The 24270-nt window shown below is 68.6% G+C and carries 24 protein-coding genes and 1 pseudogene; 9 read left to right on the forward strand and 16 right to left on the reverse strand.

All coding sequences use genetic code 11. From position 1 onward, the window contains the following. Positions 1-35: 35 nt before the first annotated feature. Positions 36-926, reverse strand: a complete 891-nt coding sequence (locus ABD255_RS27940) for a MurR/RpiR family transcriptional regulator (RefSeq protein WP_344219144.1) — start codon at positions 924-926, stop codon at positions 36-38. Between the two features lie 163 nt (positions 927-1089). Here ABD255_RS27940 and ABD255_RS27945 point away from each other — a divergent pair, with 163 nt between their 5' ends. Next, entirely contained in the window at positions 1090-1620 is a 531-nt protein-coding gene (locus ABD255_RS27945; protein ID WP_344219146.1) for a GNAT family N-acetyltransferase, read from the forward strand. 23 nt (positions 1621-1643) lie between these two features. On the opposite strand, the gene ABD255_RS27950 is transcribed toward ABD255_RS27945, so the two are convergent. Genes ABD255_RS27950 through ABD255_RS27980 form a run of 7 tightly spaced genes read right to left on the reverse strand, consistent with a single transcriptional unit; the run spans position 1644 to position 8823 of the window. Beyond that, positions 1644-2510, reverse strand: coding sequence for a 2-hydroxy-3-oxopropionate reductase (locus tag ABD255_RS27950; protein ID WP_344219148.1), 867 nt, complete (start codon positions 2508-2510; stop codon positions 1644-1646). Then, a complete protein-coding gene (locus tag ABD255_RS27955) occupies positions 2507-3163 on the reverse strand; it encodes a bifunctional 4-hydroxy-2-oxoglutarate aldolase/2-dehydro-3-deoxy-phosphogluconate aldolase (protein ID WP_344219150.1) in 657 nt (218 codons plus the stop codon). The genes ABD255_RS27950 and ABD255_RS27955 overlap by 4 nt, the downstream gene beginning before the upstream one ends. Then, a complete protein-coding gene (locus ABD255_RS27960; RefSeq protein ID WP_344219152.1) occupies positions 3147-4295 on the reverse strand; it encodes a hypothetical protein in 1149 nt (382 codons plus the stop codon). The genes ABD255_RS27955 and ABD255_RS27960 overlap by 17 nt, the downstream gene beginning before the upstream one ends. Beyond that, entirely contained in the window at positions 4295-5647 is a 1353-nt protein-coding gene (locus ABD255_RS27965) for an enolase C-terminal domain-like protein (protein ID WP_344219154.1), read from the reverse strand. The genes ABD255_RS27960 and ABD255_RS27965 overlap by 1 nt, the downstream gene beginning before the upstream one ends. Positions 5648-5651: 4 nt before the next feature. Further along, positions 5652-6521: a carbohydrate ABC transporter permease gene (locus ABD255_RS27970; protein WP_344219156.1), complete on the reverse strand. Its 870-nt coding sequence runs from the start codon at positions 6519-6521 to the stop codon at positions 5652-5654. Continuing rightward, a complete protein-coding gene (locus tag ABD255_RS27975; protein ID WP_344219158.1) occupies positions 6518-7507 on the reverse strand; it encodes a carbohydrate ABC transporter permease in 990 nt (329 codons plus the stop codon). Before ABD255_RS27975 ends, ABD255_RS27970 begins: the two co-directional genes overlap by 4 nt. After that, positions 7504-8823 (reverse strand): sugar ABC transporter substrate-binding protein, encoded by a 1320-nt coding sequence (locus ABD255_RS27980; RefSeq protein WP_344219160.1) that lies wholly within the window; start codon positions 8821-8823, stop codon positions 7504-7506. The genes ABD255_RS27975 and ABD255_RS27980 overlap by 4 nt, the downstream gene beginning before the upstream one ends. 112 nt (positions 8824-8935) lie before the next feature. Here ABD255_RS27980 and ABD255_RS27985 point away from each other — a divergent pair, with 112 nt between their 5' ends. The 4 genes and pseudogenes from ABD255_RS27985 (at position 8936) to ABD255_RS28000 (ending at position 12502) form a co-directional block, all read left to right on the forward strand. Then, complete coding sequence (locus ABD255_RS27985) at positions 8936-9724, forward strand: NAD-dependent epimerase/dehydratase family protein (protein ID WP_344219162.1); 789 nt, start codon at positions 8936-8938, stop codon at positions 9722-9724. Then, positions 9721-10497 carry an IclR family transcriptional regulator gene (locus ABD255_RS27990; RefSeq protein ID WP_344219164.1) on the forward strand — a complete coding sequence of 259 codons (777 nt, stop codon included), beginning with the start codon at positions 9721-9723 and terminating at the stop codon, positions 10495-10497. Before ABD255_RS27985 ends, ABD255_RS27990 begins: the two co-directional genes overlap by 4 nt. A gap of 234 nt (positions 10498-10731) precedes the next feature. Further along, positions 10732-11763: pseudogene (locus ABD255_RS27995) on the forward strand (glycosyl hydrolase family 28-related protein); the annotation flags it as partial. 289 nt (positions 11764-12052) lie between these two features. Next, the gene (locus ABD255_RS28000; protein WP_344219238.1) at positions 12053-12502 is read left to right on the forward strand and encodes a discoidin domain-containing protein; all 450 of its coding nucleotides are present in this window, start codon (positions 12053-12055) and stop codon (positions 12500-12502) included. A 10-nt stretch (positions 12503-12512) separates the two neighbouring features. On the opposite strand, the gene ABD255_RS28005 is transcribed toward ABD255_RS28000, so the two are convergent. The 4 genes from ABD255_RS28005 to ABD255_RS28020 form a co-directional block, all read right to left on the reverse strand. Further along, positions 12513-13475: a tetratricopeptide repeat protein gene (locus ABD255_RS28005; RefSeq protein ID WP_344219166.1), complete on the reverse strand. Its 963-nt coding sequence runs from the start codon at positions 13473-13475 to the stop codon at positions 12513-12515. A 34-nt stretch (positions 13476-13509) separates the two neighbouring features. Next, positions 13510-15384 (reverse strand): NAD-binding protein, encoded by a 1875-nt coding sequence (locus ABD255_RS28010; protein WP_344219168.1) that lies wholly within the window; start codon positions 15382-15384, stop codon positions 13510-13512. Continuing rightward, the gene (gene icmA, locus ABD255_RS28015) at positions 15305-16978 is read right to left on the reverse strand and encodes a coenzyme B12-dependent isobutyryl-CoA mutase large subunit (RefSeq protein ID WP_344219240.1); all 1674 of its coding nucleotides are present in this window, start codon (positions 16976-16978) and stop codon (positions 15305-15307) included. The genes ABD255_RS28010 and icmA overlap by 80 nt, the downstream gene beginning before the upstream one ends. A 91-nt stretch (positions 16979-17069) precedes the next feature. Beyond that, entirely contained in the window at positions 17070-17573 is a 504-nt protein-coding gene (locus ABD255_RS28020) for a MarR family winged helix-turn-helix transcriptional regulator (protein WP_344219169.1), read from the reverse strand. A 105-nt stretch (positions 17574-17678) separates the two neighbouring features. Between ABD255_RS28020 and ABD255_RS28025 the strand changes: the two genes are divergently transcribed. Both ABD255_RS28025 and ABD255_RS28030 read left to right on the forward strand, forming a co-directional pair. After that, positions 17679-18119, forward strand: coding sequence for a DUF4231 domain-containing protein (locus ABD255_RS28025; RefSeq protein ID WP_344219171.1), 441 nt, complete (start codon positions 17679-17681; stop codon positions 18117-18119). 66 nt (positions 18120-18185) lie between these two features. After that, entirely contained in the window at positions 18186-18932 is a 747-nt protein-coding gene (locus ABD255_RS28030; protein ID WP_344219173.1) for a maleylpyruvate isomerase family mycothiol-dependent enzyme, read from the forward strand. Positions 18933-19018: 86 nt separating this feature from the next. Here the strand turns inward: ABD255_RS28030 and ABD255_RS28035 are convergent, their stop codons facing one another. The 4 genes from ABD255_RS28035 to ABD255_RS28050 form a co-directional block, all read right to left on the reverse strand. Beyond that, complete coding sequence (locus tag ABD255_RS28035) at positions 19019-19744, reverse strand: PH domain-containing protein (protein ID WP_344219175.1); 726 nt, start codon at positions 19742-19744, stop codon at positions 19019-19021. Between the two features lie 128 nt (positions 19745-19872). After that, entirely contained in the window at positions 19873-20031 is a 159-nt protein-coding gene (locus ABD255_RS28040) for a hypothetical protein (RefSeq protein WP_184796222.1), read from the reverse strand. A 302-nt stretch (positions 20032-20333) separates the two neighbouring features. Continuing rightward, positions 20334-21290 (reverse strand): methylmalonyl Co-A mutase-associated GTPase MeaB, encoded by a 957-nt coding sequence (meaB, locus tag ABD255_RS28045; protein ID WP_344219177.1) that lies wholly within the window; start codon positions 21288-21290, stop codon positions 20334-20336. Between the two features lie 109 nt (positions 21291-21399). Then, positions 21400-22617: an acetyl-CoA C-acetyltransferase gene (locus ABD255_RS28050; RefSeq protein WP_344219179.1), complete on the reverse strand. Its 1218-nt coding sequence runs from the start codon at positions 22615-22617 to the stop codon at positions 21400-21402. Between the two features lie 126 nt (positions 22618-22743). On the opposite strand from ABD255_RS28050, the gene mce reads away from it, so the two are divergent. Beyond that, the gene (gene mce / locus ABD255_RS28055; protein WP_344219181.1) at positions 22744-23181 is read left to right on the forward strand and encodes a methylmalonyl-CoA epimerase; all 438 of its coding nucleotides are present in this window, start codon (positions 22744-22746) and stop codon (positions 23179-23181) included. 106 nt (positions 23182-23287) lie between these two features. Beyond that, on the forward strand, positions 23288-24235 hold the full coding sequence (locus tag ABD255_RS28060) for an anti-sigma factor RsbA family regulatory protein (RefSeq protein WP_344219183.1): 948 nt from the start codon (positions 23288-23290) through the stop codon (positions 24233-24235). Positions 24236-24270 lie beyond the last annotated feature (35 nt).

Consider the following 24270-nt stretch of genomic DNA (forward strand, 5'->3'; position numbering starts at 1 on the left):
TGAGTGGTTTGGCTCGGGGGCGGCAGGGGTGGGGGTTAGGTGGGGCGTTGGCGGGTGCGGTGGGTGGAGACTGCGTCGGCGGTGGCGTCGAAGGCTTGTTCTGCCAAGGCGTAGTCGCGTTGGGCTACGCCTATGTAGAGGGCGTCGAGGACGATCATCTGGGCGTGGCGGCCGGAGAGGCCGCCGGTGCGGAAGGTGACGTCGTGGGCGGCGGTGACCAGTACTACGTCGGCCACGCGGGCGAGGGGTGATCTCGGGTAGTTGGTGATGGCAACGGTCTTGGCGCCCTGGCGGCCGGCTCGTTGCAGCGGCTCGAGTACTTCGATGGTCTCGCCGCTGTGCGAGATGCCCAGGGCAACGTCACCCGCGCCGAGCAACGCCGAACTGGTGAGCGCGTTGTGGACATCGCTCCAACTGCTCGCACCACGACCGATCCGATGCAGCCGGAGCCGTAGATCTTCGGCAACGCACGCGGAGCCGCCTACGGAGTACAGGTCGATTCGGCGGGCGTCGGAGATTGCGCGGACGGCTTCGCCTAGGGCGTTGACGTCCAGCTCGGCGACTGTGTCCTCGAGGGCGCGCGCGTCGGCTCGCAGGAGGGTGCGGAGTACGTCGCCGAGGCTGTCGTCTGGGCCTACCTCGGAGCCGGTGCCCCGCTCCCAGCTGGTGCTGCTGCGGCCGGACTCGGCAGCCAGCGCTAGTCGGAGCTCGGCGTAGCCGCTGAGGCCGAGCGCTAGGCAGAAGCGAGTCACGCTGGGCAGGGAGGTGCCGCAGCGTGCGGCTAGTTCGCCGATGGTCGAGGACGCGACGAGTGCTGGATCACGCAGGACCTCGGTGGCGACCCGGACCTGCGCCGGGCTCAGGGCCGGCAGCAGTCCGTGGATCCGCGCTTCGAGGCTCGGCGGTGGGGACTCCACGACACTCATGTGAATGATTCTCAGAACAGAATCATAGAGGTGTCAATAGTTCACACGGAGCAAGGTTTCGATTGCCCTTAGTTGGCCGGGTACTGCGGGCGGGGGCGAGCGCCGCGGTGATCGTCGAGATTAGTGCGGGAACCGGTCCCCGCTGCGGCTGCGTAGGGAGGGCGTGGAAGAACTGTTGATTCGGCCTGCGACGGTCGACGATCTCGACGTACTGCATGACATCGCTGAGCGGGCCGTCTGCGAACTGCTCAACGGGTCCTACGAGCCCGCTCAGCTGGCGGCCGCGCGGGCCGCGAAGGTGCATGAGGTCGAGCGTGAGGTGATCGAGGCCGGGCGGTACTACGTGATCGAGGTCGGCGGGACCGTCGTGGGTGGTAGTGGGTGGAGTGATCGGGGTGAGTTCTCGCCGCTCGAGGTCAGCACAGGCGCCGTCCCGGTCGTGGACGCTTCCACGGCGACCATGCGGGCGACGTACGTCGATCCGCGGTGGAGTCGGCGTGGATTCGCCACCTTGCTCGCCCGGGTGACGGAGACGGTGGCGACGAATGCGGGCTTCTCTACGTTCGAGGCGATGTGTACGCCGGCGAGCGAGGCGCTTCGGGTCAGGCTCGGCTATGAGGTGGTTGAACGGATCGCTACGGAGTTCGGCGACGGTGTCGAGGTCAAGGTCGCTCGGATGCGCAAAACACTTTGAGTAGTTGAGGCGAGGGCGGTTGCTCAGGCGGGGCGGCGGCTGAGGGACTCGATCACCAGGAGCAGGGCTGAGTGGTCGAGGGAACCGTGGCCTTGGGCTCGGGCGGCTGACATTAGTTGGGCTGCTACGGCGCCTAGCGGGATCGCTACCCCGGCGTCGCGGGCCGAGTCGACCACGATTCCGAGGTCCTTGTGGTGTAGGTCGATACGGAAGCCGGGGTCGAAGGAGTGGGCGATCATGCCGGCGGCCTTGCGGTCGAGGATCCGGTTGCCTGCTAGGCCGCCGGCTAGGACTGCGACCGCCGGTTCGAGGTCGACCGAGTGCGCGTCCAAGAAGGTCAGCGCCTCGGCCACCAGGCCGATCGTGCCCGCCACGATCAGCTGGTTCGCTGCCTTCACCGTCTGACCCGAACCAGCCGGTCCGACGTGCACGACGGTCGCGCCGAGCACCTCCAGCACCGGGCGAGCTGCCTCGAAGTCCTCAGCAGATCCGCCGACCATGATCGACAGCGAACCGTCGATCGCGCCCTGCTCCCCACCACTCACCGGCGCGTCCAGAGCCCGTACTCCGGCGTCGGCCGCCGCCGCGGCGACCTCTCGCGCCGTCGCGGGTGTGATCGAACTCATGTCGATCAGCAACGCCCCCTCCGCAGCGGACGCAAGCACCCCGTCGGCACCGAGCACGACGGCCGACACATCGGGTGAGTCCGGCAGCATCGTCACGATCACGTCGGCGTCGGTCACCGCTTCGGCGATCGAGCCCGCCAGCGTGCCCTCGAAGGACCGCTCACTGCGGTTGTAGGCGTGTACGTCGTAGCCGGCGCGGACCAGGTTGGTTGCCATCGGCAAGCCCATGATGCCGAGGCCGATGAAGGCGATACGGGTGGTCACTGCTCGCTCCTGATCAGTTGTCGGTAGTCGTCCACCGAGCGGATCACCCGCACGGCTCGCTCGGCCAAGCCTTCCAGATCGCCGCCCGGCAGCAGCGCGTCGCGGGTCAGATCCCGGCTGAGCCCGACCACCGCCGCACCGGCGGCCAGGTAGTCCCCGGCCTCGTGCACCCGGACCAGACCGGTCGGCATCAGCGGGATGGCGGGCAGCGGCCCGACCAGTTCGGCGATGTAGTCGACGCCGCCGACCGGTCCGACCGGCGACACCTTCACCGCCTGTACTCCGAGGCTCCACGCGGCCACGATCTCGTTCGGCGTCAAGGCGCCCGGGATGAACGGCACGCCACGTTCGGCCGCGGCCTCGACCAGCGCCGGGGCGGTCACCTGGCTGACCAGGAAGGCCGCGCCGGCGTCGATCGCCTGGTGAACCTGCTCGATGGTTCGCACGGTCCCCGCGCCCACCAGCAGCGACGGCCGTTCGGAACGCGCCGCCGCGATCGCCTCCACCGCACCCGGGGTCGTGAGGGTGAACTCGACGGCGCCGAAACCGGCCTCGGCCAGGACCCTGGACACCTGCAGGAACCGCTCAGCCCCGGCGGCCCGCAGTACGGCGACTACCGGTCGGTCTGCCAGCTCGTCAGTCAGCTGAATCATCACGGCTCCCTCGATTCGGATGCACCTCGGCGATTGCCGTGCGCAGTGCGGCGAGACGTCGATCGGACGCCAGCCCCGCGTGGTAGATGTGCAGATCGGTCGCTCCGGCGTCCAGCAGCGCCTGCCAATGCCTGGTCAACGAGTCGGCATCCGCGGGCACCGGCGGCAACGCGGTCACGTATGCGCCGATCCGCTCGGCACCCAGTCGGCGCAGGTCCTGGACCCGCTCGACTGCGACGGCGCCAGTCAGCTCCCAGGCCGGCGCGATGTAGTAGTCGATGCCGTCAGCAACCGAATCGACAGCGGCCGCAGGACCGGTCGCCCACGGATCGGTTGCCGCATGCATCGAGATCTCCCGTACTCCGGCCGCCCGCGCCTCGGCGACCACCGCATCCCGCAGCGCGCGAGCCGCTTGGCGCCGGACGTCGAGCACCACCTTCGCCTCCGGCCCGAGTACCTCGTCGATCGAGGCGACACCCAGCCCGAGCCCGAGTCGAACCCGCTCAGCCAACTGCGGAACGTCGAGCCCAGCGGCGGCGTACGACGCAGTACAGGCGGCGCAGAAGCAAATCGACAGCAAAGCCTCATCGATCGCGGACCAGTCGGCGCCCGCGGTCTTCTCATGGGTTGACTGGTGGCCCAGACCCAGCGGACCACATGCTTCCAGCACCATCGCCTCGACCCCGGTCTGCCGAGCGATCTCGCCCACCAGCACCTGCGCATAGGACAGCACATCGTCCGACGACGGGCACAGCGCATAGTCGTAGACGTCGCCGAAGGCGTTCCGGACACAGACCGAAGGGTCGAGCCGGCCGACCGCTGAGCTGTGCGTCAACACGACCCACGCCGCGACCGGGAGCGAGAGTTGAGCCGCCGCGCGATTGAAGGAGTCCTCCCCCGCCCAAGCCGCAGCACTCGGCGGCATCAGCGCACCCCACGCCTCGCGTCGCACCGGCACGTACAGGGCACTCGTCGCGTCGACCACCCGGTGCTTGGGATGCCGGGGCGTGGCCGCTCGGACCGAGTGATAGGCAGCCGCCATCACGATCGAAGACGCGCCCAGCGACGCCAGCAACTCGGGCGCCGCCGGATCCCCGTTCACGTCCCACGGATAGACGTAGACAGCCGTCATCAGAATCTCGGCAATGTCGGGTCGTACTCCGGCTCGACCAGCCGCATGTACGCCGTATCGGCGCGGGTGGTCCGCCCGGAGTCGACGTACCGGCGGTTCAGCTCCGCCAGCTTCGCCTCGTCCAGCTCGGCCCCTAGGCCTGGTCCGGCCGGAACCCGGAGCGAGCCGCCGACGAATTCGAGCGGCTGCGTCACCACGTCGTCGGCGCGGTTCCAGGGGTAGTGGGTGTCGCAGGCGTAGGCCAGGTTGGGGGTGGCGGCGGCGACGTGGGTCATCGCGGCGAGGGAGATGCCGAGGTGGGAGTTGGAGTGCATCGACATCCCGAGGCCGAAGGTGTCGCAGATCGCGCCGAGCTCGCGGGTGTGCCGGAGGCCGCCCCAGTAGTGGTGGTCCGACAGGACGATCTGGACGGCATCGAGGCGGACCGCTTCCGGCACGGTCTCCGGGCTGATCACGCACATGTTGGTTGCCAAGGGCATCGTCGCGACCGCTGCGACCTCGGCCATGGCGGCGGTGGTCAGGGTTGGATCCTCCAGATACTCGAGCACGCCGTCCAGCTCGGCGGCGACCCGCTTGGCGGTGGGAACCGACCAGGCGCCGTTCGGATCGATCCGCAACGGCATCCCTGGGAAGGCCTCTGCCAGCGCCCGGATCGCGGCGATCTCCTCCTCCGGAGGAAACACCCCACCTTTGAGCTTGAGCGATCCGAACCCGTACAGCTCGATCATCCGCTGCGCCTGAGCAACCAACCCAGCGGGATCGAGCGCAGCGCCCCACTCGTCGGCCACACCTGCCCCCGAAGCTCCCGGCGTCCCGGCGAAGCCGGCAGCCCCCGCGCCCCCGCCGGAACCGGCAACTCCCGCGACCCCGCCGAAGCCGGCCGGGGGTCCGGTCGGGCGACCCACTCCATCTCCACCAGCGACAGCCGGATGGCCGGCCCACTTGTAGAACAGGTAGGCGCTGTACGGGACCCAGGAGCGGACGGCTCCGCCCAGCAAGTCGACGACCGGGACGCCCAACAGCTTGCCCTGGGCGTCCAGGCAGGCGACTTCCAGGATCGAGAAGACGCTTCGTTTCTGCACCGGCGTGACGTCCGCGCCGAGGACCGAGAACACGATCGACTCGATCAGCCCCGTCTCGAAAACGCTCCGGCCGACGACCGCAGTACGGACCTTCGCCAGCCGATCGAGCACATCAAGCTCGCCCGAGCCCTCGCCGAGGCCGACTACGCCGCCGTCGACGACCAACTGGACGACCGTACGCAGCGCGAGCGGTTCGTGCACGCCGGTGGAGTTGAGCAGCGGCGGGTCCGCGAACGCGAGCGGAGTGATGATGAGGTCGGTGATCTTCACGAATTCAGCCCTTCGTCGCGCCGGCGGTGATACCGCGGATCAGCGACCGTTGCATCAGCAGATAGACGATCAAGCTCGGCATCAGCGCGATCAGCGCGCCGGCCAGCAGGACTCCCGGGCCCACGGTGCCGTCGGAGCGCAGTACGGACAGCGCCACGGTCAGGGTGTAGTCGGACGGGTCGTCGGCGGCGATCAGCGGCAGCAGGTACTGGTCCCAGATCATCATGAAGCCGAAGATCGTCGCGACGCCGAGCACCGGCTTCGACAGCGGCAGCACGATCACCCACAGCATCCGCAGTTCGCCGACGCCGTCGAGCCGGGCCGCCTCCTCGATCTCGCGCGGGATCTCCTTCATGAACTCGGTCATGATCAAGATCGTGAACCCCCACAACGCCACCGGCAGGATGACGCCGAACACCGACCCCTTCAGGCTGATCCCGAGGAACGGCAGGTCCGCGAGCACCTGCGACAGCGGGATCGCGATCACCTCCTCGGGCAGCATCATCGTGAGCAGGAAGAGCAGCATCACCACGGTGTGACCGCGGAACTTCCGCCGGGCCAGCGCGTACGCCGCCAGGATCGACACCGCCAGTTGCAGCAGCAGTCCGCCGCCGACGATCACCAGCGAGTTGAGGAAGTACCCCCAGATCCCCTTCTCCCCCGCGATCTCGAAGCCGAGCAGCGTCGGGTCGTGCGGGTAGAGGCTGACCTGGGTCGAGTCGGTGGTCTTGTTGAAGGCGCCCGAGATGATCGTGACGAACGGCGCCGCGAAGACGAACAACACGATCAGGCACAGCACGACGCGCAGTACCTTCGAGAAGCTCAGCCGCGGCGACCAGCCCAAAGCGGTGTCGAACTGCGAGGACATGCTCATCCAGTGCTCCTCGTTGGTCGGGCGTGCCGGAGACGACGTGCGAGCGGCCGACGAGGAGCACCCGGCTCCTTCTGTCGAGTCAAGAGCCGCATCCCGAGGGTCAGCAGAATGGTGACGAGCAGCAACAAAGTGGAGGCAGCAGAGGCCACACCCAGGTCGTTGCGCTGGAAGCCGAGCGAGTAGACCCTCGTCATCCAGACCTCGGTCGAGCCGGCCGGGCCGCCGCCGGTGAGGACGAACACCTCGGTGAAGATCCGCAGGCTCCGGATCGCCGCCAGCGTCAGCAGCACCGAGATCGCCGGACGCAACCCCGGTACGACGATGTACCGGATCCGCTGCCACCGGCTGACTCCGTCAACCGCAGCGGCCTCGTACAAGGTCCGGTCAATCCCGGCCAGACCAGCCAGGATGATCACCATGTTGTACGGCGCCGCGGTCCAGATCCCGACGACCATCACCGACACCAGCGCCTGACCTGGATCGTTCAGGAAGCCGAACGGCCCGAGCCCGAACCACCCGGCGATCTCGTTCACGAAGCCGGTCTCGGTCGGGAAGTACAGGATCCGCCAGACCTCGCCGATCACCGCGACGGCGGTGACCACCGGCAGGAAGATCGCGGTTCGCAGTACCCACAGGGACCGCGACTGCCCCTCGAGCAGCAACGCCAGCAGGAAGCCCAGCACCAGCGCACCGACGGTCTGACCGATCCCCAGCAGCAACGTGTGCCCGAGCGCCCCCCGGAACCGCGAGTCGGTCAGGACGGTCCGGTAGTTCTCCAAACCGACCCACTGGTCACCGAGAAACGGCTGCACCTTGAACAGGCTCATCCGCAGGCCCTCGACCATCGGGATGAACTTGAACATCAGCGCGAACACCAAAGCGGGCAGCAACAGGGCCCACGGCAACCAAGCGGGTCCGCCGAGCAGACCGCGCCGGGCGGCGACCATTGGCCGCGCCCGACGCCGCTCCACCGAGACAGTCGTCACCCGAGAACGTCCTGCGCCTTGAGCTCGTCGTTGATCGCCTGGTCGAGCTTCGTCAGCCCGGCCTCCAGATCGCTCGAGCAGCTCGACATCATCGCGTTCACCGCTTCACCCATCGCCTGCCGGATGGGCTGGAACTTGATCGACCAGACGAAGGTCTTGGTGTCGGTCTGGTACTGCTGCTGCACCACGTCCCAGCGCGGGTCGTTGCGCACCTTGGTCATGTCGACGTTCTTGTTCACCGGCAGCCGGACCGTCGGGTACTGCGACTCCTCGGCCTTCATCCCGATCTCCTGCGCCTCCGGGCTGACCAGGAACGCGGCCAGCTTCCTCGCGTCCTCGGACTTCTTCGAGCCGGCCCCGAAGTAGATGTTCTCGCCGTCGCCGAGCGTCGTCGTACCGACCGGGCCCTTCGGCATCGGGACCACCTCGTACTTCTCCTTGCCCAGCTGCTTGTCGTAGCCGCCGAACGCGTACGGGCCGGTCAGGTAGATGCCTGCCTTGCCCTCCTGGAAGAACGGCGCCTCGCTGGTGGTCAGGTTGAGCGATCCCGGCACCACGTTGCCCGGCGTACAGAACTGCTTGCGGATGAACTCCAGCGCCGTCTTGGTCTGCGCGGAGTTGATCACCGACTTGTACTTGCCGTCGCCCGCCGGGGCGATGATGTCGCCGCCGGCCTGCCAGATGTAGCTCACGCCCCACCAGCCGATGTAGCCGTTCTTGCTGGAGCCCGGCGCCACCATGCCGTAGGTGTCCTTCTTGCCGTTGCCGTCCGGGTCCTTGGTCGCGAAGGCGGTGGCCAGCGCGGTCAGGTCGTCCCAGGTCTTCGGCTGCGGCAGGCCGAGCTTCTTGCGCCAGTCGACCCTCACCAGGGTGCCGAAGGCCTGCCGGCTGTACGGGACGCCGTAGAGCTTGCCGTCGACGCCCTTGTTCTGTTCCCAGGTCGCGGTCTCGATCGCGTCGCCACCCTCGATCTGGCCCGGCTCGATCGGCGTCGTGTAGCCCTGCCGCTGGTACGTGCCGAGCAGGCTGGCGTCGTTGATCCACAGGTCCGGCAGCTTCTTCGACGACGCCTTGGTCTGCAGCTGGGTGTCGAACTCGAGCACCCCCTGGTAGTCGACCTGGATCCCGGTCTTCTGCGTGAACGCGGCCAGGATCGCCTTGTACGTCGTGGCGCCCTCCGGCCCGCTCCGGGTCCAGAACTCCAGCGGTTGACTGGCATCGCCTGCTGAATCGTCGCCCCCGCAGGCGCTCAGCGAGCCGACCAGGACCATCGCGGACAAGACGGCGGCCGTCCTCTTCGCCCGGGAAATCCTCATGGTCAGTCCTCATCTCTTCGATTCACATATGTGAATGCGGTTCATACTGGCGGAACGGTTTGAAACGTATTAGCTTGTTCACGTATCTGTCAACGTCGACGGGAGTCACCACGTGCTGATCGTGATCACCGGAGCGGCCGGGCTGGTCGGAACACTGGTCCGGCCCCTGCTGCGACGGCCGGGCCGGGTGCTGAGGCTGATCGACATCGCCCCGATCGAGGACCTCGGCGAGGGTGAGGAGTTCGTCCAGGCGTCGATCACCGACCTCGGCGCGATGACGGCCGCCTTCGATCGCGCCGACCTGGTGATCCACCTCGGCGGCCACTCCTCGGAACGCCCGTGGGAGCAGATCCTCGAAACGAACATCCAAGGCGGGTACGTCGTACTCGAGGCCGCGTACCGCGCCGGAGTACGACGCGTCCTGCTCGGCAGTTCGCTGCACGCCGTCGGGTACGTCGCCGCCCGCGACGCGGCCTCCGCGCCCGTACTCCACCCCAGACCCGACACGTACTACGGCGTCGGCAAGGTGGCCCTCGAAGCCCTCGGCAGCGTGTACGCCGATCGGTTCGGCCTGACGGTGGTGTCTGCCAGGATCTGCACGGTGGGCGAGACCATCGGAGGAGGCGGGCGGACTTTGTCGACCTGGGTGTCGCCGGGTGATCTGGTCCGCCTGATGGAGGCGGTCGCCGTACTCGACCAGCCCGGGCATCACCTCGTCTGGGCCGTGTCCGACAACACCCGCGGGTGGTTCTCGCTCGACGCGGGCAAGGCGATCGGGTTCCACCCGCTCGACGACGCCGAGAACCACCTCGGCCCCGAAACCGACGGACGGGACGATCCTTCGGCCCTGTTGGCCGGCGTCTTCGTCGACGACGCGCACCCGCTGGGAGGCACCTGGTGAACACGGATGAGATGCGGCTGGTCAAGTCGGCCGAGCGGACCCTGCGCATCCTCGAGGTGCTCGGCGACGCCCGCGGGCCGATGTCGGTGACCGAGTTGCACAAGCGCACCGGGTACCCGCGCTCCAGCCTGCACCAACTGCTGCACACGATGATCGCGACCGGCTGGATCGAGTCCACCAACGAGGGCGCGATGGTCGGAATAGGGTCCCGCGCGCTCCTCGTCGGTACGGCGTACCTGGATCGCGATCCGGCGCTGCCGCACGCGATCCGCACGCTGGAGGCGATCCGTGAGGACACCGGGTACACCAGCCACTACGCCCGCCTCGAAGGCGCGAGCGTGATCTATCTGGCCACCCGGGAGTCGATCGCTCCCGCCCGCGCGACCAGCCGGGTCGGTCGCCAGTTGCCCGCCCACGCGACCTCCCTCGGCAAAGCGTTGCTCGCCGAACTCACCGCCACCGAAGTCTCGCTCGAACTGCCGTCCGACCCGCTGCCCGGCCTCACCGCCAACACGGTCAGCACGCACGCGGAACTGGCCGAAGAACTGGAGGCCACCCGCCGGCGGGGCTACTCGCTCGAGCGTGAACAGAACACCCTCGGCCTGGGCTGCATCGGCGTCTCCGTGCCGTACCGCATCCCGGCCACCGACGCGATCAGTTGTTCCATCCCGATCGCCCGCTGCACCGACGAGGAGGTGGCCCGGGTCGCCGGGATCATCCGCCACCACGTCCAGCAACTCGCCACCCTGCTGCGTTCTGAAGGCATCCGCTAACCGCCCTCTGGAGGAACCGCCATGTTGCAAGGCTTAGTTCGTGCTGCCCTGATACTGGGCTTACTGGCCCTTGGAGGCTTGTTGCCGACCACAACCGCCCATGCGGCACCGGCCCGGATCGACGCGTACACCCAACCGTCGATCTACCAGCGCTCCCCCGACTACGAACTGACCGTCAACGGGCAGAAGATCGATGTCGTCGACTACCCGAGCTACGACTACGCGCACTTCTCGATGGGCGCCGGCTCGGCCACGATCTCGGTGCGCAAGCTGAACAACACGAACATCGGCGCGTCCACGATCTCGCCCCGCAAGCTCGGCCTGCAGGGCACGGTGAGCGGATCGACGCTGACGTTCACCGTCCCGAACGACGAGTACCTGATCGTGAAGCTCGACGGCCGCGCGGACCTGGTGATCGCCGCGGATCCCGCCGAGACGGATCGGCCGGCCTCATCCGGACCACGGATCCACAACGTGGTGGCGGGCGGTGCCGATCCGACCGGTTCGGCCTTGTCTACGAGCGTAGTACAGAGCGCGGTCGATGCGGCCAACGCGGCCGGTGGCGGCACCGTCTACGTGCCGGCCGGCGTCTATCAGGTCGGCAACGTGGTGCTGAAGAGCAACGTGTCGCTCTACCTCGCGCCCGGCGCGGTGTTCCGGTTCACCGGCAACCCGGCGGACTACACCAAGCACTGGCACAAGGACTCGCAGAACCGCGACATCACCTGGTGGATCTCGACCGCGTTCGGCTCCACCAACATCCGCGTCTTCGGCCGCGGCACGCTGGACAGCAACGGTGCCGAGGCGATCCGCCGGTACAACTTCGCCGCCAACATCCTGGTCCCGATCGCGACCACGAACTTCCGCTTCGACGGGCTGATCGTGCGCGAGTCCGGCGCCTGGGCGATCGTCACCGCCCGCTCGTCGGACCTGACCTTCACCAACGTCAAGGTGTTCAACCGGCTCGACATGGGCGAGAACGAGGGCATCGACGTGAACGAGTCCCAGAACGTCACCGTCCGGCACGGCATCGGGATCAGCCTCGACGACCCGTGGACGACCAAGGCCTGGCGCGAGGACACCGACATCGCCCTGCCCTGGCCCGGCTCCCCGGAGCCCGTCGACAACGTCCTGTTCGACGACCTGATCTCCTGGACCCGTTGCTACGGCTTCAAGATCGGCCAGGGCACGCTGCAGCCGCAGAGCAACATCGTCTTCCGCAACGGCGTCGTGTACGACGCGGCGATCGGCCTGGGCATCCACCATCGGTACGGCTCGGCGCCGGTCTCGGACGTGCGGTTCGAGTCGATCGACATCGAGCGGATCGGCGTCAAACTGGTCGACGACCGGACCTGGCTGCGTTTCATCGTCGAGGATCCGGGCCTCGGCTCCGGGCCCGGTCCGCGATGTTGCCGTTCGCAACATCACGGTCCGGGACAAGGGCACCACCTTCGGCGTGCTGAAGGGATTCAGCCCGGCGTCGTCCATCAGCGACGTGCACTTCGACCGGGTCACCATGCCCGGCTCTACGACGCCGGCGACCACACTGGCGGCGATGAACATCCTGGACCGCGCCAACTACAGCGACGTCACGATCAGCCCGCAGCAGGACCCCGAGCCGCAACCCCGGCCGAACCTTGCCCTGGGCAAGCCCGCGACGGCGTCGACGAGCGCCGGATCGACTCCCGGTCTCGCCGTCGACGGCAACGTGTCGACCCGGTGGGGTTCGGAGCGCACGGACGACCAGTGGTTCCAGGTCGATCTGGGCGCGCCGACCTCGGTGCGTGGCGTGACGATGCTGTGGGAGGCGGCGTACGCGAGGTCGTACGCGCTTCAGGTGTCCGACGACGGGACGTCCTGGCGCGACGTCCGCTCGACCACAGCAGGAGCGGGCGGCGTCGAGACGGTTGACTTCGCCCCGACCACCACCCGCTATGTCCGAATGCCTGGCATCCAGCGCGCTACGCAGTACGGGTATTCACTCTGGGAGTTCCAGGTGCACTAGACCCGGCTGATCAGAACAGCGCGGCCATCAGCCGGCGCCGGGCCTTGACGACGCGCTCGTCGTCCGCACCCACCACCTCGAACAGCTCGAGCAGGTGCAGACGGACGGCGTCGCGATCGTCGCCCGCGGTCACCTGGATCGTCTTGATCAGCCGCGCGAACGCGTCGTCGACGTGGCCGCCCATCAGGTCCACGTCGGCGACCAGCATCTGCGCCTCGATGTCGGCCGGGTCCTCGGCCGCGCGCGTCCGCACCTCGGCCGGCACGTCCCGGGTCCGCTTCACCAGCTGAACCCGGGCCAGGCCGGACTTGGCCTCCGCGTCGTTCGGGGTCTCCTTCAGGAGAGCCTCGTACGCCGCGATCGCGCCGTCCAGGTCACCCGCGCCGACCGCGTTCTCGGCCGCCTCGTACCGCGGGTCCGGCTCGGGCTCGGCGGCCTCCTCGACGGGACCCGCCGGGCCGACCGGGTCGGTCTTGCCGGTGATGCCGTTCGCGACCGCCACGGTGAGCAGTTGCTCGACGTACTGGCGGGCCTCGTCCTCGGAGAGGGGCCCCTGGAACAGCGGGACCACCTGACCGCGCAGTACGGCGATCACCAGCGGCACCGTCTGGACGCCGACCGCCTGGGCCAGCTGCGGGTTCGCGTCGATGTCGATCCGGGTCAGCAGGAACTTGCCGGCGTACTCGTTCGACAGCTTGACCAGGATCGGGCTGAGCGCGGTCGACGCCTCCGAGCGGGGCGACCAGAACTCGACGATCACCGGGTGCTGGATCGACCGCTCGATCACGTCGGCCTGGAAGGTCGGCTCGGACACGTTCAGCACGTACGAACCACCGGCGGACGCGGCACCCGGTCCACCGGGGCCGCCCGGACCACCGGGGCCGGCCGGGCCGCCGGGCCGCGGCGGCGCGGGCGGCTTGCGCAGGGACGAAAGGTCGATCGCTCCCGGTCGGGAGAAGTTCGGCTGGCTCACCGCTGTCCTCGCATTCCGTGCTCACTGCTTACGTTCATGGGTCCATCCTCTCCGACGCACCCGAACGGTGTGGAGCGCGGGTCGCCAGTAGCAGTCTGGCCAGCCCGCTCCGGGTGCCCGCGACCGCGACCCGGGTGCCCGGCTCGACGGCCTTGTCGAAGGCCGGCGTCCAGTCCCAGGAGGTGCCCTCCTGCCGCGCGAGGACGCGCAGTCCACCCGTCTCGTCCAGCTCGCCGAGCCGCTTGCCGACGGCCACCGAGTTCCGCTCGACGGCGACCTCGGTGAGCAGCAGGACCCGCCGTCCGGCCGGCACGGTCGTCTGGCTGCGCCGGTTCGCCACCGCCGCTGCGACCGCCGGGGCCACCAGCATCGACACCGACCGGCTGTGCCCGAGACCGAGCTGCCGCTCCACCCGCTGGGCCAGGTCGTGGTCGAACATCCGCATCGTGATCCGGGCGTCCGGGTTCAGCTCGCGGACCACCATCGCGGACTCCAGGTTGGTGATGTCGCCGTCGGTGATCGCCAGTACGGCCTGGCAGCGCTGCACTCCCGCCGACCGCAGCGTCTCCTCGTTGCTGCTGTCCCCGATGATCACCGGGATCCGCAACCGGTGCGCGGTCTGTACTCCGGGGGCGTCGTCGTCGTGCTCCACCCCGACCACCGCGACGCCGCGCTCGGCCAGGATCTCCAGCACCCGGGCACCGACCGTGCCCAGGCCGCAGACCACCACGTGGTTCCTCGGCCGGCCACGGACCCCACCGATCACCCGCGACAGCCGGGCCCCGATCAGCGAGTCGACGATCACCGCGGTGAGCAGCGCCATCAGCACGATCCCGGTCAACTGGGCCACGACGCCGCCCACCTTGGCCAGCGGCGCGGCCCCGGAGAACTCGTCGTCCTCGATGCCGGCCGACGTCACCGCCCCCGCGGCCAGGTAGAGCGCCCGCAGCCAGTCGATGTTGCCGACGTAATGGGTCAGCGCGGTCCCGGCCAGGACCAGGCCGGTCATCACCGTCGCGATCACCCGGACCCGCCGGTCGAAGACGTCCCGCAGCGCCATCACCCAGCCGGCCCGGCGGACATCCCTGGTCCGCCAGACGTTGCGTACGCCGGTGCCGAGCACGATGTCGCCGGCCGGATCGTGGCTGTCGGTCGGCAGCAGTACGGGCGTCGCCGACGAGGTCGTGTCGGCCAGTACGGTCAGATGGGGATCGCGGATCAGGTCGGCCGGTCCGGCCACCATCCGGCGGCCACCCAGGTCGACCCAGGTCAGCTCGTCGTCCTCCAGCGCGTCGGAGACGAACGCGGGCGCGGCCAGCGACGGGCCGGCGATCACCACGCAGTCGCCGAGCAGGCTGTGCAACTGCTTGCCCAGCCGCGGGTTGACCATCTGGATGACGATCCGCAGGTCCGGGTCCATCTCCCGCGCGGTCAGCGCGGTGTGCACGTTGCGGACGTCGTCGGCGTCGAGCAGGACCAGGGCCCGCGCACTCGACAGCGAGTCCGCGTCGGCATCGATTCCAGCCCTGCGCAGCAGCGACTCGCTGACCACCCGGACACCCATCACGTGGGCGCCGAGCTCACCGATCCGCTCGAAGTGCCGCGACGCCGGGTTGACGATGGCGGTGACCTGCTCGCCCGAGCTGACCAGCTCGGTGACCACTCGCAGCATCGTCCGGTCCGACCCGCAGACAACCACGCTGCGCCCGTCCGGCGGCGGCTGCGCGCCGGCGTCCTTGGCCCGGCCCCGGCGCCGCCCCGGCGGCCTGCCCGGCCCGTCACCGGATCTGCCGTTCTGTTCGGCCTCACCGCCGGGGTCTGTCAGCTCCTCAGAAGCGGGCGGGCTCTCGGTATTCGCCCCACTCGTCCCGAAGAACGTGACAGATTTCCCCCATCGTGGCCTCCGCACGCGCCGCCTCCAGCATGGGTTCGATCAGACTGCCGGTCCCTCTGGATGCCTCGACCAGCGCCGTTAGCGTACGACGCACCAGGTCCTCGTCGCGTTGGGTCTTGCGTGCCGCGAGCACCCGGCACTGGTCGATCTCCACCTCGTGGCTGACCCGGAGAATCTCCAGCGCGCCGGAAACGGTGTCGGTCTGGGTGTTCACGCCGACGATCTTCTTCTCGCCCTTCTCCAGCTTCTGCTGGTACTCGAAGGCGGCGTCGGCGATCTCGGCCATGAACCAGCCGTCCTCGATCCCGCGCAGGATGCCGGCCGTCATCGTGGCGTCCGGGCTCATCTCCTTGATCCGGGCGAAGATCTCCTCGGCTTCCGCCTCGATCTTGTCCGTCAGCGCCTCGACGTACCAGGAGCCGCCGAGCGGGTCGGCGACGTTGGTGACGCCGATCTCCTCCATCAGCACCGACTGGGTCCGCAGCGCGATCTCGGCCGACTCCTCGGTCGGCAGCGCGAGCGTCTCGTCGAGGGCGTTGGTGTGCAGCGAGTTGGTGCCGCCGAGGATCGCGGCGAGCGCCTCCACCGCGGTCCGGACGACGTTGAGGTGTGGCTGCTGGGCGGTCAGCGAGACGCCCGCGGTCTGGGTGTGGAAGCGGAGCCACTGGGCCTTGTCGGTCTTGGCGCCGTACTCGTCGCGCAGCCAGCGCGCCCAGATCCGGCGGCCGGCGCGGAACTTCGCGATCTCCTCGAAGAAGTCCAGATGGCTGTCGAAGAAGAACGACAGGCCGGGCGCGAACTTGTCGATGTCGAGGCCGCGGGACAGGCCGAGTTCGACATACCCGAAGCCGTCGGCGAGCGTGTACGCCAACTCCTGCGCGGCCGTGGACCCCGCCTCGCGGATGTGATAGCCGGAGACCGAGAGCGGCTTGTACGCCGGGATGTTGGCGGCGCAGTACTCCATCAGGTCGCCGATCAGGCGCAGGTGCGGTTCCGGCGGGAACAGCCACTCCTTCTGCGCGATGTACTCCTTGAAGATGTCCGTCTGCAGCGTGCCGTTGAGCTTGGTGATGTCGGCGCCCTGGCGCTCCGCGGCGACCAGGTACATCACGAAGGCCGGCACGGCGGGCCCGGAGATCGTCATCGAGGTGGTGACGTCCTGCAGCGGGATGTCCTTGAACAGGCGGTCCATGTCCGCGGCCGAGTCGATCGCGACGCCACAGTGGCCGACCTCGCCGAGGGACTTCGGGTCGTCGGAGTCGCGGCCCATCAACGTCGGCATGTCGAACGCGACGGACAGGCCGCCACCGCCGGAGTTGAGGATCATCTTGTACCGCTCGTTGGTGTCCTCGGCGTTGCCGAACCCGGCGAACTGACGGATCGTCCAGGTCCGGCCGCGGTACCCGGTCGCGTAGAGCCCGCGGGTGAACGGGAACTCCCCCGGCCAGCCGATCCGCTCCATCCGGGGGTCTTCGAACCCTTCCGGCGGGCCGTAGACCGGCTCGACCTCGGTCCCGGACAGGGTGGTGAAGTCCGCCTCCCGCCGGCGCGAAGCGTCGTACCGCTGCTGCCAGCGCTGCTGCCCGGCAGCGATCTGCTCGGCGTCCATCACGTCCTCCTCGGGGTTGACCACCACCCAAACTACTAGGACGTCCTAGTAAATACCACTTCGCGGGCAGGTCAGGCCCTTTGGTGGGAGGTCAGCCGAAGTCGCCGGCGGTCTGGCGCAGCGGAAGGAGCACCGACCAGAGCATCTTCAACTGCTCGTCGGTCAGCCCCCGGAGAGCGAAGTCGGCCGCGACCAGATCAGCGGTCGCCCGCTCGACCAACTCCCGCCCCTCGGCCGTGATCTCACACAGCACCGCGCGGCCGTCGTCCGGATGCGGCGTCCGGGTGACCAGGCCCGCCGCCTCGAGCCGGCGAACGATCGACGTGACGGAGGTCGGATGCACCTGCAGCCGCTCGCCCATCTTGCCCAGCGGCAGCGACCCGCGCCGGGAGAAGGTCAGCAGCACCAGCGCCTCGAACCGCGCGAACGTCAGCCCGTGCTGCTTGAGGATCTCGTCGAGTTCCCCGATGACGATCTGCTGGGCGCGCATCAACGACGTGACCGCCCGCATCTGCTCGACGGCACCCCACCGCCGGCCCCACTGCCGCGACGCCTCGTCGATCGGATCGAACGGCAACGGTTTCTTCCTCGCCATAGCCGGAAGGTTAACCGCTCCCGCCACCCGATCCCGGCTGATTCACTGCCCCGGCAACCACCGCTAGTCTGCTGCGACGGCAGCCGAGGCGAGAGGGACCACACGATGGCGGAGCACGACGACTTCCCGAAGCTGTCCGGCGACTCCCCCGCCGAACAACTGGTCGCCATCCGGTTCGCCTGGTACAGCTCGCAGGCCCGCTACGCCCGGTGGGCCTATCGCGGGATCGGCGTTCTCCAACTCCTCGCCGCGCTGGCGATCGCGTTGTCCGTCGCCTTCGACGCGCCGACCTGGTTCGCGCCGGGCCTGGGCGGCCTGATCGCCCTGGCGGAAGGCGTCCGTACGCTGCTCGGGCTGCAGGACAGCTACCCGATGTACCGCCGGACGGCGGAGGAACTCCGCAACGAGGCATGGCTCTTCGCCCAGCAGGCGGGGCGTTATGCCGACGCCGAGGACCGCCCGCAACTGCTCGCCGAACGGGTGGTCGAGATCAGCAGCGCCGAGACCGAGCAGTGGGTCAACTCGTTCGGGCAGGGCAAGTCCTGACACTCGCCGCCGGACCGCGTGGTTCGGTGGGTGAAAGTGACGGCTGGAGGTGCCATGCTCGCTCGCATGAGTTTGCCGCCCGAACGTGCTGCCTTCTATCTGGCCTGCTTGCAGGCTGACTCCGCCCGGCTTGCCGAGGTCGGCCGACTTGGTCTGGACGCCGAGGTGCCGAGCTGTCCCGGCTGGACCGTCGAGTCCGTACTGCGCCATGTCGCACTCGTGTACCTCCACAAGATCGAGGCCCTGCGGTCGGGCGTCCGCCCCGAGCCGTGGCCGCCGAATCTCGACGAGCGGGACACGCTGGAGTTGTACGACGAGGCGCGCGCCGCCATCGTCACCGCCCTGGAGACGGCCGGGACCGACCTGGCGACCTGGACGTTCTCGCCCGACGACAAGACCTCCGCCTTCTGGTACCGGCGGATGGCGCTGGAGACGGTGATCCATCGGATCGACGCCGAACTCGGCCACGACGTGGTCACTCCGGTCGACCAGGACCTCGCGCTCGACGGCATCGACGAAGTCCTCGTCCTGATGCTCGGCGGGCCGTGGTGGGAGGAAGGCGACACCGAGCATCCGGTCGACGCCACCATCCGGATCACCTCCGAGGGCCGCTCGTGGACGATCCGGCTGGACGCGAAGAGCGCGACGGTCACCCCTGGTTCCGAGGGCGACGTGGATGCCGAGGTCTTCGGCGACGCACCCGAGATCTTCCTGTGGTTGTGGGGGCGCGGCGATCTCGACATGGCGCAGTCCGCCGGCGACGACGACGCCGTACTGGCGTTCCGCGCCCGCGTTGCGGAGTGCCTGAACTAGGACTACGTACTACGCCCGCCCGCGCGGACCAAGTGAGGTCCAGGCGCGGGCGGGCGTTCGCAGTACGGGCTCTGGTCGTGACTCGGCTAGTCGTGGTCGGGGTCGTCGGTCCAGTTGGCGCGTTCGCTGTTGAAGATCGACTTCGCGCCGCCGCTCACCCGGGTGCCGGCGGGGTGATGGTGGGCCGGCGCGGTGGTGGTGGTCGTGGTGACCTCCGCGGCCGAGTTCATGCCGATCGGGCCGGTGCCGTCGTCGTCGGAATCGTCGTCGTCTCCCTGCACGACATCGACGCTGGCGGAGGCTCGCAGACCGGTGCGCTGGATGACTCGCTGGATCGTCAGGTCACGGTCGTCGGGACGGCTGACGAACCTGATCTCGCGGAAACCCTGGTCCTGCGCGGCGGACTCGAAGACGAAGTGGCCGTAGCCGAAGAAGCGTCCGACGATCGGTTTCTGCAGGGTGATGTCGAGGATCCGGGCGATCGGGGTGGTCGCCACGGTCTGGGAGAAGACGCCCCGGATCCGCATCACTCGCATGTTCGTGACCACGAAGCGGTCCCGGTGCTCGGTCAGGAACCGCCAGAACGCGTGCCCCAGCAGGACCAGCACGATCACCAGCACGACGCCGGCGCCCTTCATCGGCATCCAGAGCATCGCCACCAGCAGCGCCGTCGCCAGCGCGACTTCCAGCATCGGCACCGCGAACACCACCCAGTGGTGCCGCACCTCGTCGATGACGACCTCGCCCTCGTCCGAGATCAGATGGCGCCTGACCTTCGGATCGAAGATCCTGAAGAGGCCTATTCCGGCCATCCGCTCACTCCCCTGTCAGCCCCGCGACTGTGCCATCTGTTCCGTCCCCGCGACAGCGGACGGGCCACTCTTCCTGTACAGCCAAGTGTCCCGCACGAATGCTCGCAACGGGACACTTGGCTGAAGGATCAGTTGAACAGCGCGGACAGGAAGGTGATCACGCTCCCGAACGCATCGCCGACGGCCGAGAACGCACCTCCCACGGCATCCGCGGCGCCCTCTGGCTGAGTGAACAGATAGAACGCCGCAAAGGCGATGACCAGCCAGATCAGCAGCTTCTTCGGCATGTCACCACTCCTCGTTCGCAACCAACTCGGTCGACTGTGTTGTATCACGGATAGTCACCAATTGTCACTGACTGAACACAGCCCACCGCACAATGCTCACCAGCTACAAGATCCATTCTGTAACGGATCGGGGGGCACGGCAGCCACCGGCGCGCCGCCATGAGACGAACATCGCCGAAATGCCCGGAAATCCTTTCCTGCTTGCCCGTTTTCGGACTCGGCCACGCCATTCTGTCGGCGCTGCGACAGATGGACAATGCTCGTCGCAGTGCCGAAAAAATCAGCTGAAGGCGAACCGGTCGTCAGAGCGCGGCGATCAGTTCGTCGGCCGCGGCGTACGGATCGGTGTCACCGTCTGCGACCTTCGCGGCCAGTACGTCGAGCCGGGCGTCACCGTGCAGGTGGGCGAACCGGGACCGCAGCGCGGTCATCGCGATCGCCTCGATCTCGTCCCGGGCGCGGCTGCGGCGGCGATCGGCCAGGACGCCGTTGCCGGTCATCCAGGCCAGCCGGTCCTCGATCGCGCCGACCACCTCGTCGACACCTTCGTTGCGGGACGCAACCGTCTTGAGGATCGGCGGTACCCACGCGTCGGGGGCTCGTTCGGCCAAAGCCAGCATCGCGCGCAGGTCGCGGGTGACGTTCTGGACGCCGTCGCGATCGGCCTTGTTCACCACGTAGATGTCGCCGACCTCGAGGATTCCGGCCTTCGCCGCCTGGATGCCGTCGCCCATCCCGGGCGCGAGCAGGATCAGCGTCGTGTCGGCCATCCCGGCGATCTCCACCTCGGACTGCCCGACGCCGACCGTCTCGACCAGTACGACGTCGAACCCGGCCGCGTCGAGCACGCGCAGAGCCTGTGGCGTGGTCCAGGCCAGCCCGCCCAGGTGCCCCCGGGACGCCATCGACCGGATGAACACGCCCGAGTCCGTCGCGTGGTCCTGCATCCGGACCCGGTCCCCGAGCAGCGCACCCCCGGAGAACGGCGACGACGGATCCACCGCCAGTACTCCGACCCGCTTCCCCACCGCCCGGTACGCCGAAACGAGCGCCGAGGTGGAGGTGGACTTGCCGACGCCCGGGGATCCGGTGATCCCCACGATGTGCGCCTGCCCCGCGTGCGGCGCCAGTGCGGCCATCACCTCACGCAGCAGCGGCGACTCGTCCTCGACCAGCGAGATCAACCGCGCCACCGCCCGCGAGTCCCCGTTCCGGGCTCGTTCCACCAGCTCGGCCACCGGGGCAGTCCGTCGAGACATCGGCTCACAGTCATCTCACGAGCAGCGCTTCAGCCAACTCTGGGGTGTACAGCTTCTGGTTCACCAAGCTATTGCCCAGCCCGGTGAATCAGCGGGAGCCCGGGGTGGGTCAGTTGGTTTGGGGGACTCGGACGATCAGGGCGTCGCCCTGGCCGCCGCCACCGCAGAGGGCTGCGGCGCCGGTGCCGCCGCCTCGGCGCTGGAGCTCGAGGGCCAGGTGCAGCACCAGGCGAGCTCCGGACATGCCGATCGGGTGGCCGAGGGCGATCGCGCCGCCGTTCACGTTCACCTTGTCGAGGTCGACGTTCAGCTCCCGCGCGCTGGCGATGCCGACCGCCGCGAACGCCTCGTTGATCTCGATCAGGTCGAGCGCGGCGGGCTCGATGCCCTCCTTCGAGCAGGCCTTCACGATCGCGTTGGCCGGCTGGCTCTGCAGCGACGAGTCCGGTCCGGCGACCGAACCGTGCGCGCCGATCTCGGCCAGCCAGGTCAGCCCGAGCTCCTCGGCCTTCGCCTTGCTCATCACGACCACGGCACAACCGCCGTCAGAGATCTGCGACGCCGAGCCCGCGGTGATCGTGCCCTCCTTGCCGAAGGCCGGACGCAGCCGGCCGAGCGACTCCAGCGAGGTGTCGCCCCGAATGCCTTCGTCCGCGTCGACCACCAGCGGGTCACCCTTGCGCTGCGGCACCTCCACCGGCACCACCTCGTCGACGAACACGCCGTTCTTCCAGCTCTCGGCGGCCAACTGGTGCGAGCGAACGCTGAACTGGTCCTGCTCCTCGCGGGTCAGCTTCAGGCCCTCGTTGTTGGCCTGGTCCGTGAGCGCGCCCATCGCCTGATCGGTGAAGGCGTCCCACAGCCCGTCGAAGGCCATCGAGTCGACCAGCGCGGTGTCGCCGTACTTGTATCCCTCGCGCGACTTCGGCAGCAGGTGCGGCGCGTTCGTCATCGACTCCATCCCGCCGGCCACCACCACGTCGTACTCACCGGCGCGGATCAACTGGTCGGCCAGCGCGATCGCGTTCAGGCCGGACAGGCACACCTTGTTGATGGTGATCGCGGGGATGTTCAGCGGGATGCCGCCCTTGGTGGCGGCCTGGCGGGCGGCGATCTGGCCCGCGCCGGCCTGCAGCACCTGGCCCATGATCACGTACTCCACCTGGTCCGGGGCGACGCCGGCCTTCTCCAGTGCGCCCTTGATCGCGAACCCGCCGAGCTCGGCGCCGGTGAAGCCCTTCAGGCCACCCAGCAGCCGCCCGATCGGGGTCCGCGCACCGGCGACTATGACGGTCTGTTTCTGCGAGCTACGAGTGGCGTCAGACATACCCTGAACGATACCTGCGACGGCACTGGTACGCCTGTGTCGATCCGGTCACACGGAGCGGGCCGATCGGTGTCGCATCGACCACAGTCATTGGATTCCTGCCGCGGACTGGGCCACTCTGACGATATGGAGCACCTGACCGCCACCAAGACCCTGTTCGAGGCGATCGACCACGTCGGAATCGCTGTCGCGGACTTCGACGCGGCGGTCCAGTACTACGCCGACACGTTCGGCATGACGGTCGCGCACGAGGAAGTCAACGAGGAACAAGGCGTCCGCGAGGCGATGCTGAAGGTCGGCGACAGCGGCTCGTCGATCCAACTGCTCGCGCCGTTGTCGGACGACTCCCCGATCGCTCGCTTCCTGACCCAGCGCGGTCCTGGCATCCAGCAGATCGCCTACCGGGTCCGCGACCTCGACGCCGTGTCGGCGACCCTCCGCGAACGTGGCGCCCGGCTGCTCTACGACGCCCCGCGCCGAGGCACCGCCAACTCGCGAGTCAATTTCATCCATCCCCGCTCGGCCGGCGGCGTCCTCGTAGAACTCGTCGAACCAGCCGGCTGACCCCGGCGGCGGTTGTGCCGTAGACCTCTGTGTGACCGGGCGGGGACGCTTCGTACAGGGTGTTTCTCGGCGCGCCAGACGGGCGCTTCGGGACTACTCTGTTGAGGTGCTGATCGACAGCGCCGCTGACGCAGTGGACGGACTCCCCACCGGGTTCCAGCACGACGCCTTCGTCTACATCGATGACGAGGAATTCGTGCGGCACACGGGGCCGTTCGTCGGGGACGGGCTGAAGGCGGGGGAAGTGGTGCTCGCGGCGTTGCCCGAGTCCAGGATCGCCTTGCTTCGTGAGGACCTGGGGTCCGCGGCGGACCAGGTCACCTTCGTCGACATCACCGAGGCCGGGCGCAACCCCGCGCGGATCATCCCGCTCTGGGCGGATTTCCTCGCCCGCAACCCCGGACGCGCCGCCCGCGGCCTCGGCGAGCCGGCCTTCCAGGGCCGCAACCCGGCCGAGTTCGAGGAAGCCAAGCTCCACGAGGCCCTCCTCAACGTGGCGTTCGAGCACTCCGGGCCGTTCAAGCTCCGCTGCCCGTACTCCGCCTCCGTGCTCTCCCCCGGCCTCGACCCGACCGAGACCCACCCGCTCGTCATCGAATCCGCTGCCGGCCCACCGAGCACCGGCTGGGCCGAGGTCGCCCAGAAGACGTTCGCGACGCGCCTGCCCGCCGTACCGAAGTGCGCCGAGCAGCAGGAGTTCGTGCTCGCCGAGCTCCCCGCAGTACGGCGGTGGGCTGCCGACTGGGCGCGAGCCAAGGGCATGTCGCGCGACCAGGTGGACGATCTCGCGCTCGCCCTGCACGAGATCTGCACGAACAGCATCCGGTTCGGCGGCGGGCGCGGCACCTTGTCGCTGTGGACCGCCGACTGCACCCTGATCTGCGACATCGCGGACCGCGGGCTGATCGACGACCTGCTGGTCGGCCGCGTCCTGCCCCCGATCGACGGACTCGGCGGGCGTGGCGTCTGGCTGGCGAACCAACTCTGCGACCTGGTCCAGATCAGGTCCGGCGCCGACGGTACGCAGGTCCGGTTGCACTGCCGGCTCGGTTGACATCGAAAGCACTCGGCCGGATAAGACCACTGACG

Source organism: Kribbella sancticallisti (genome assembly GCF_039530625.1).
Lineage (GTDB): Bacteria > Actinomycetota > Actinomycetes > Propionibacteriales > Kribbellaceae > Kribbella > Kribbella sancticallisti.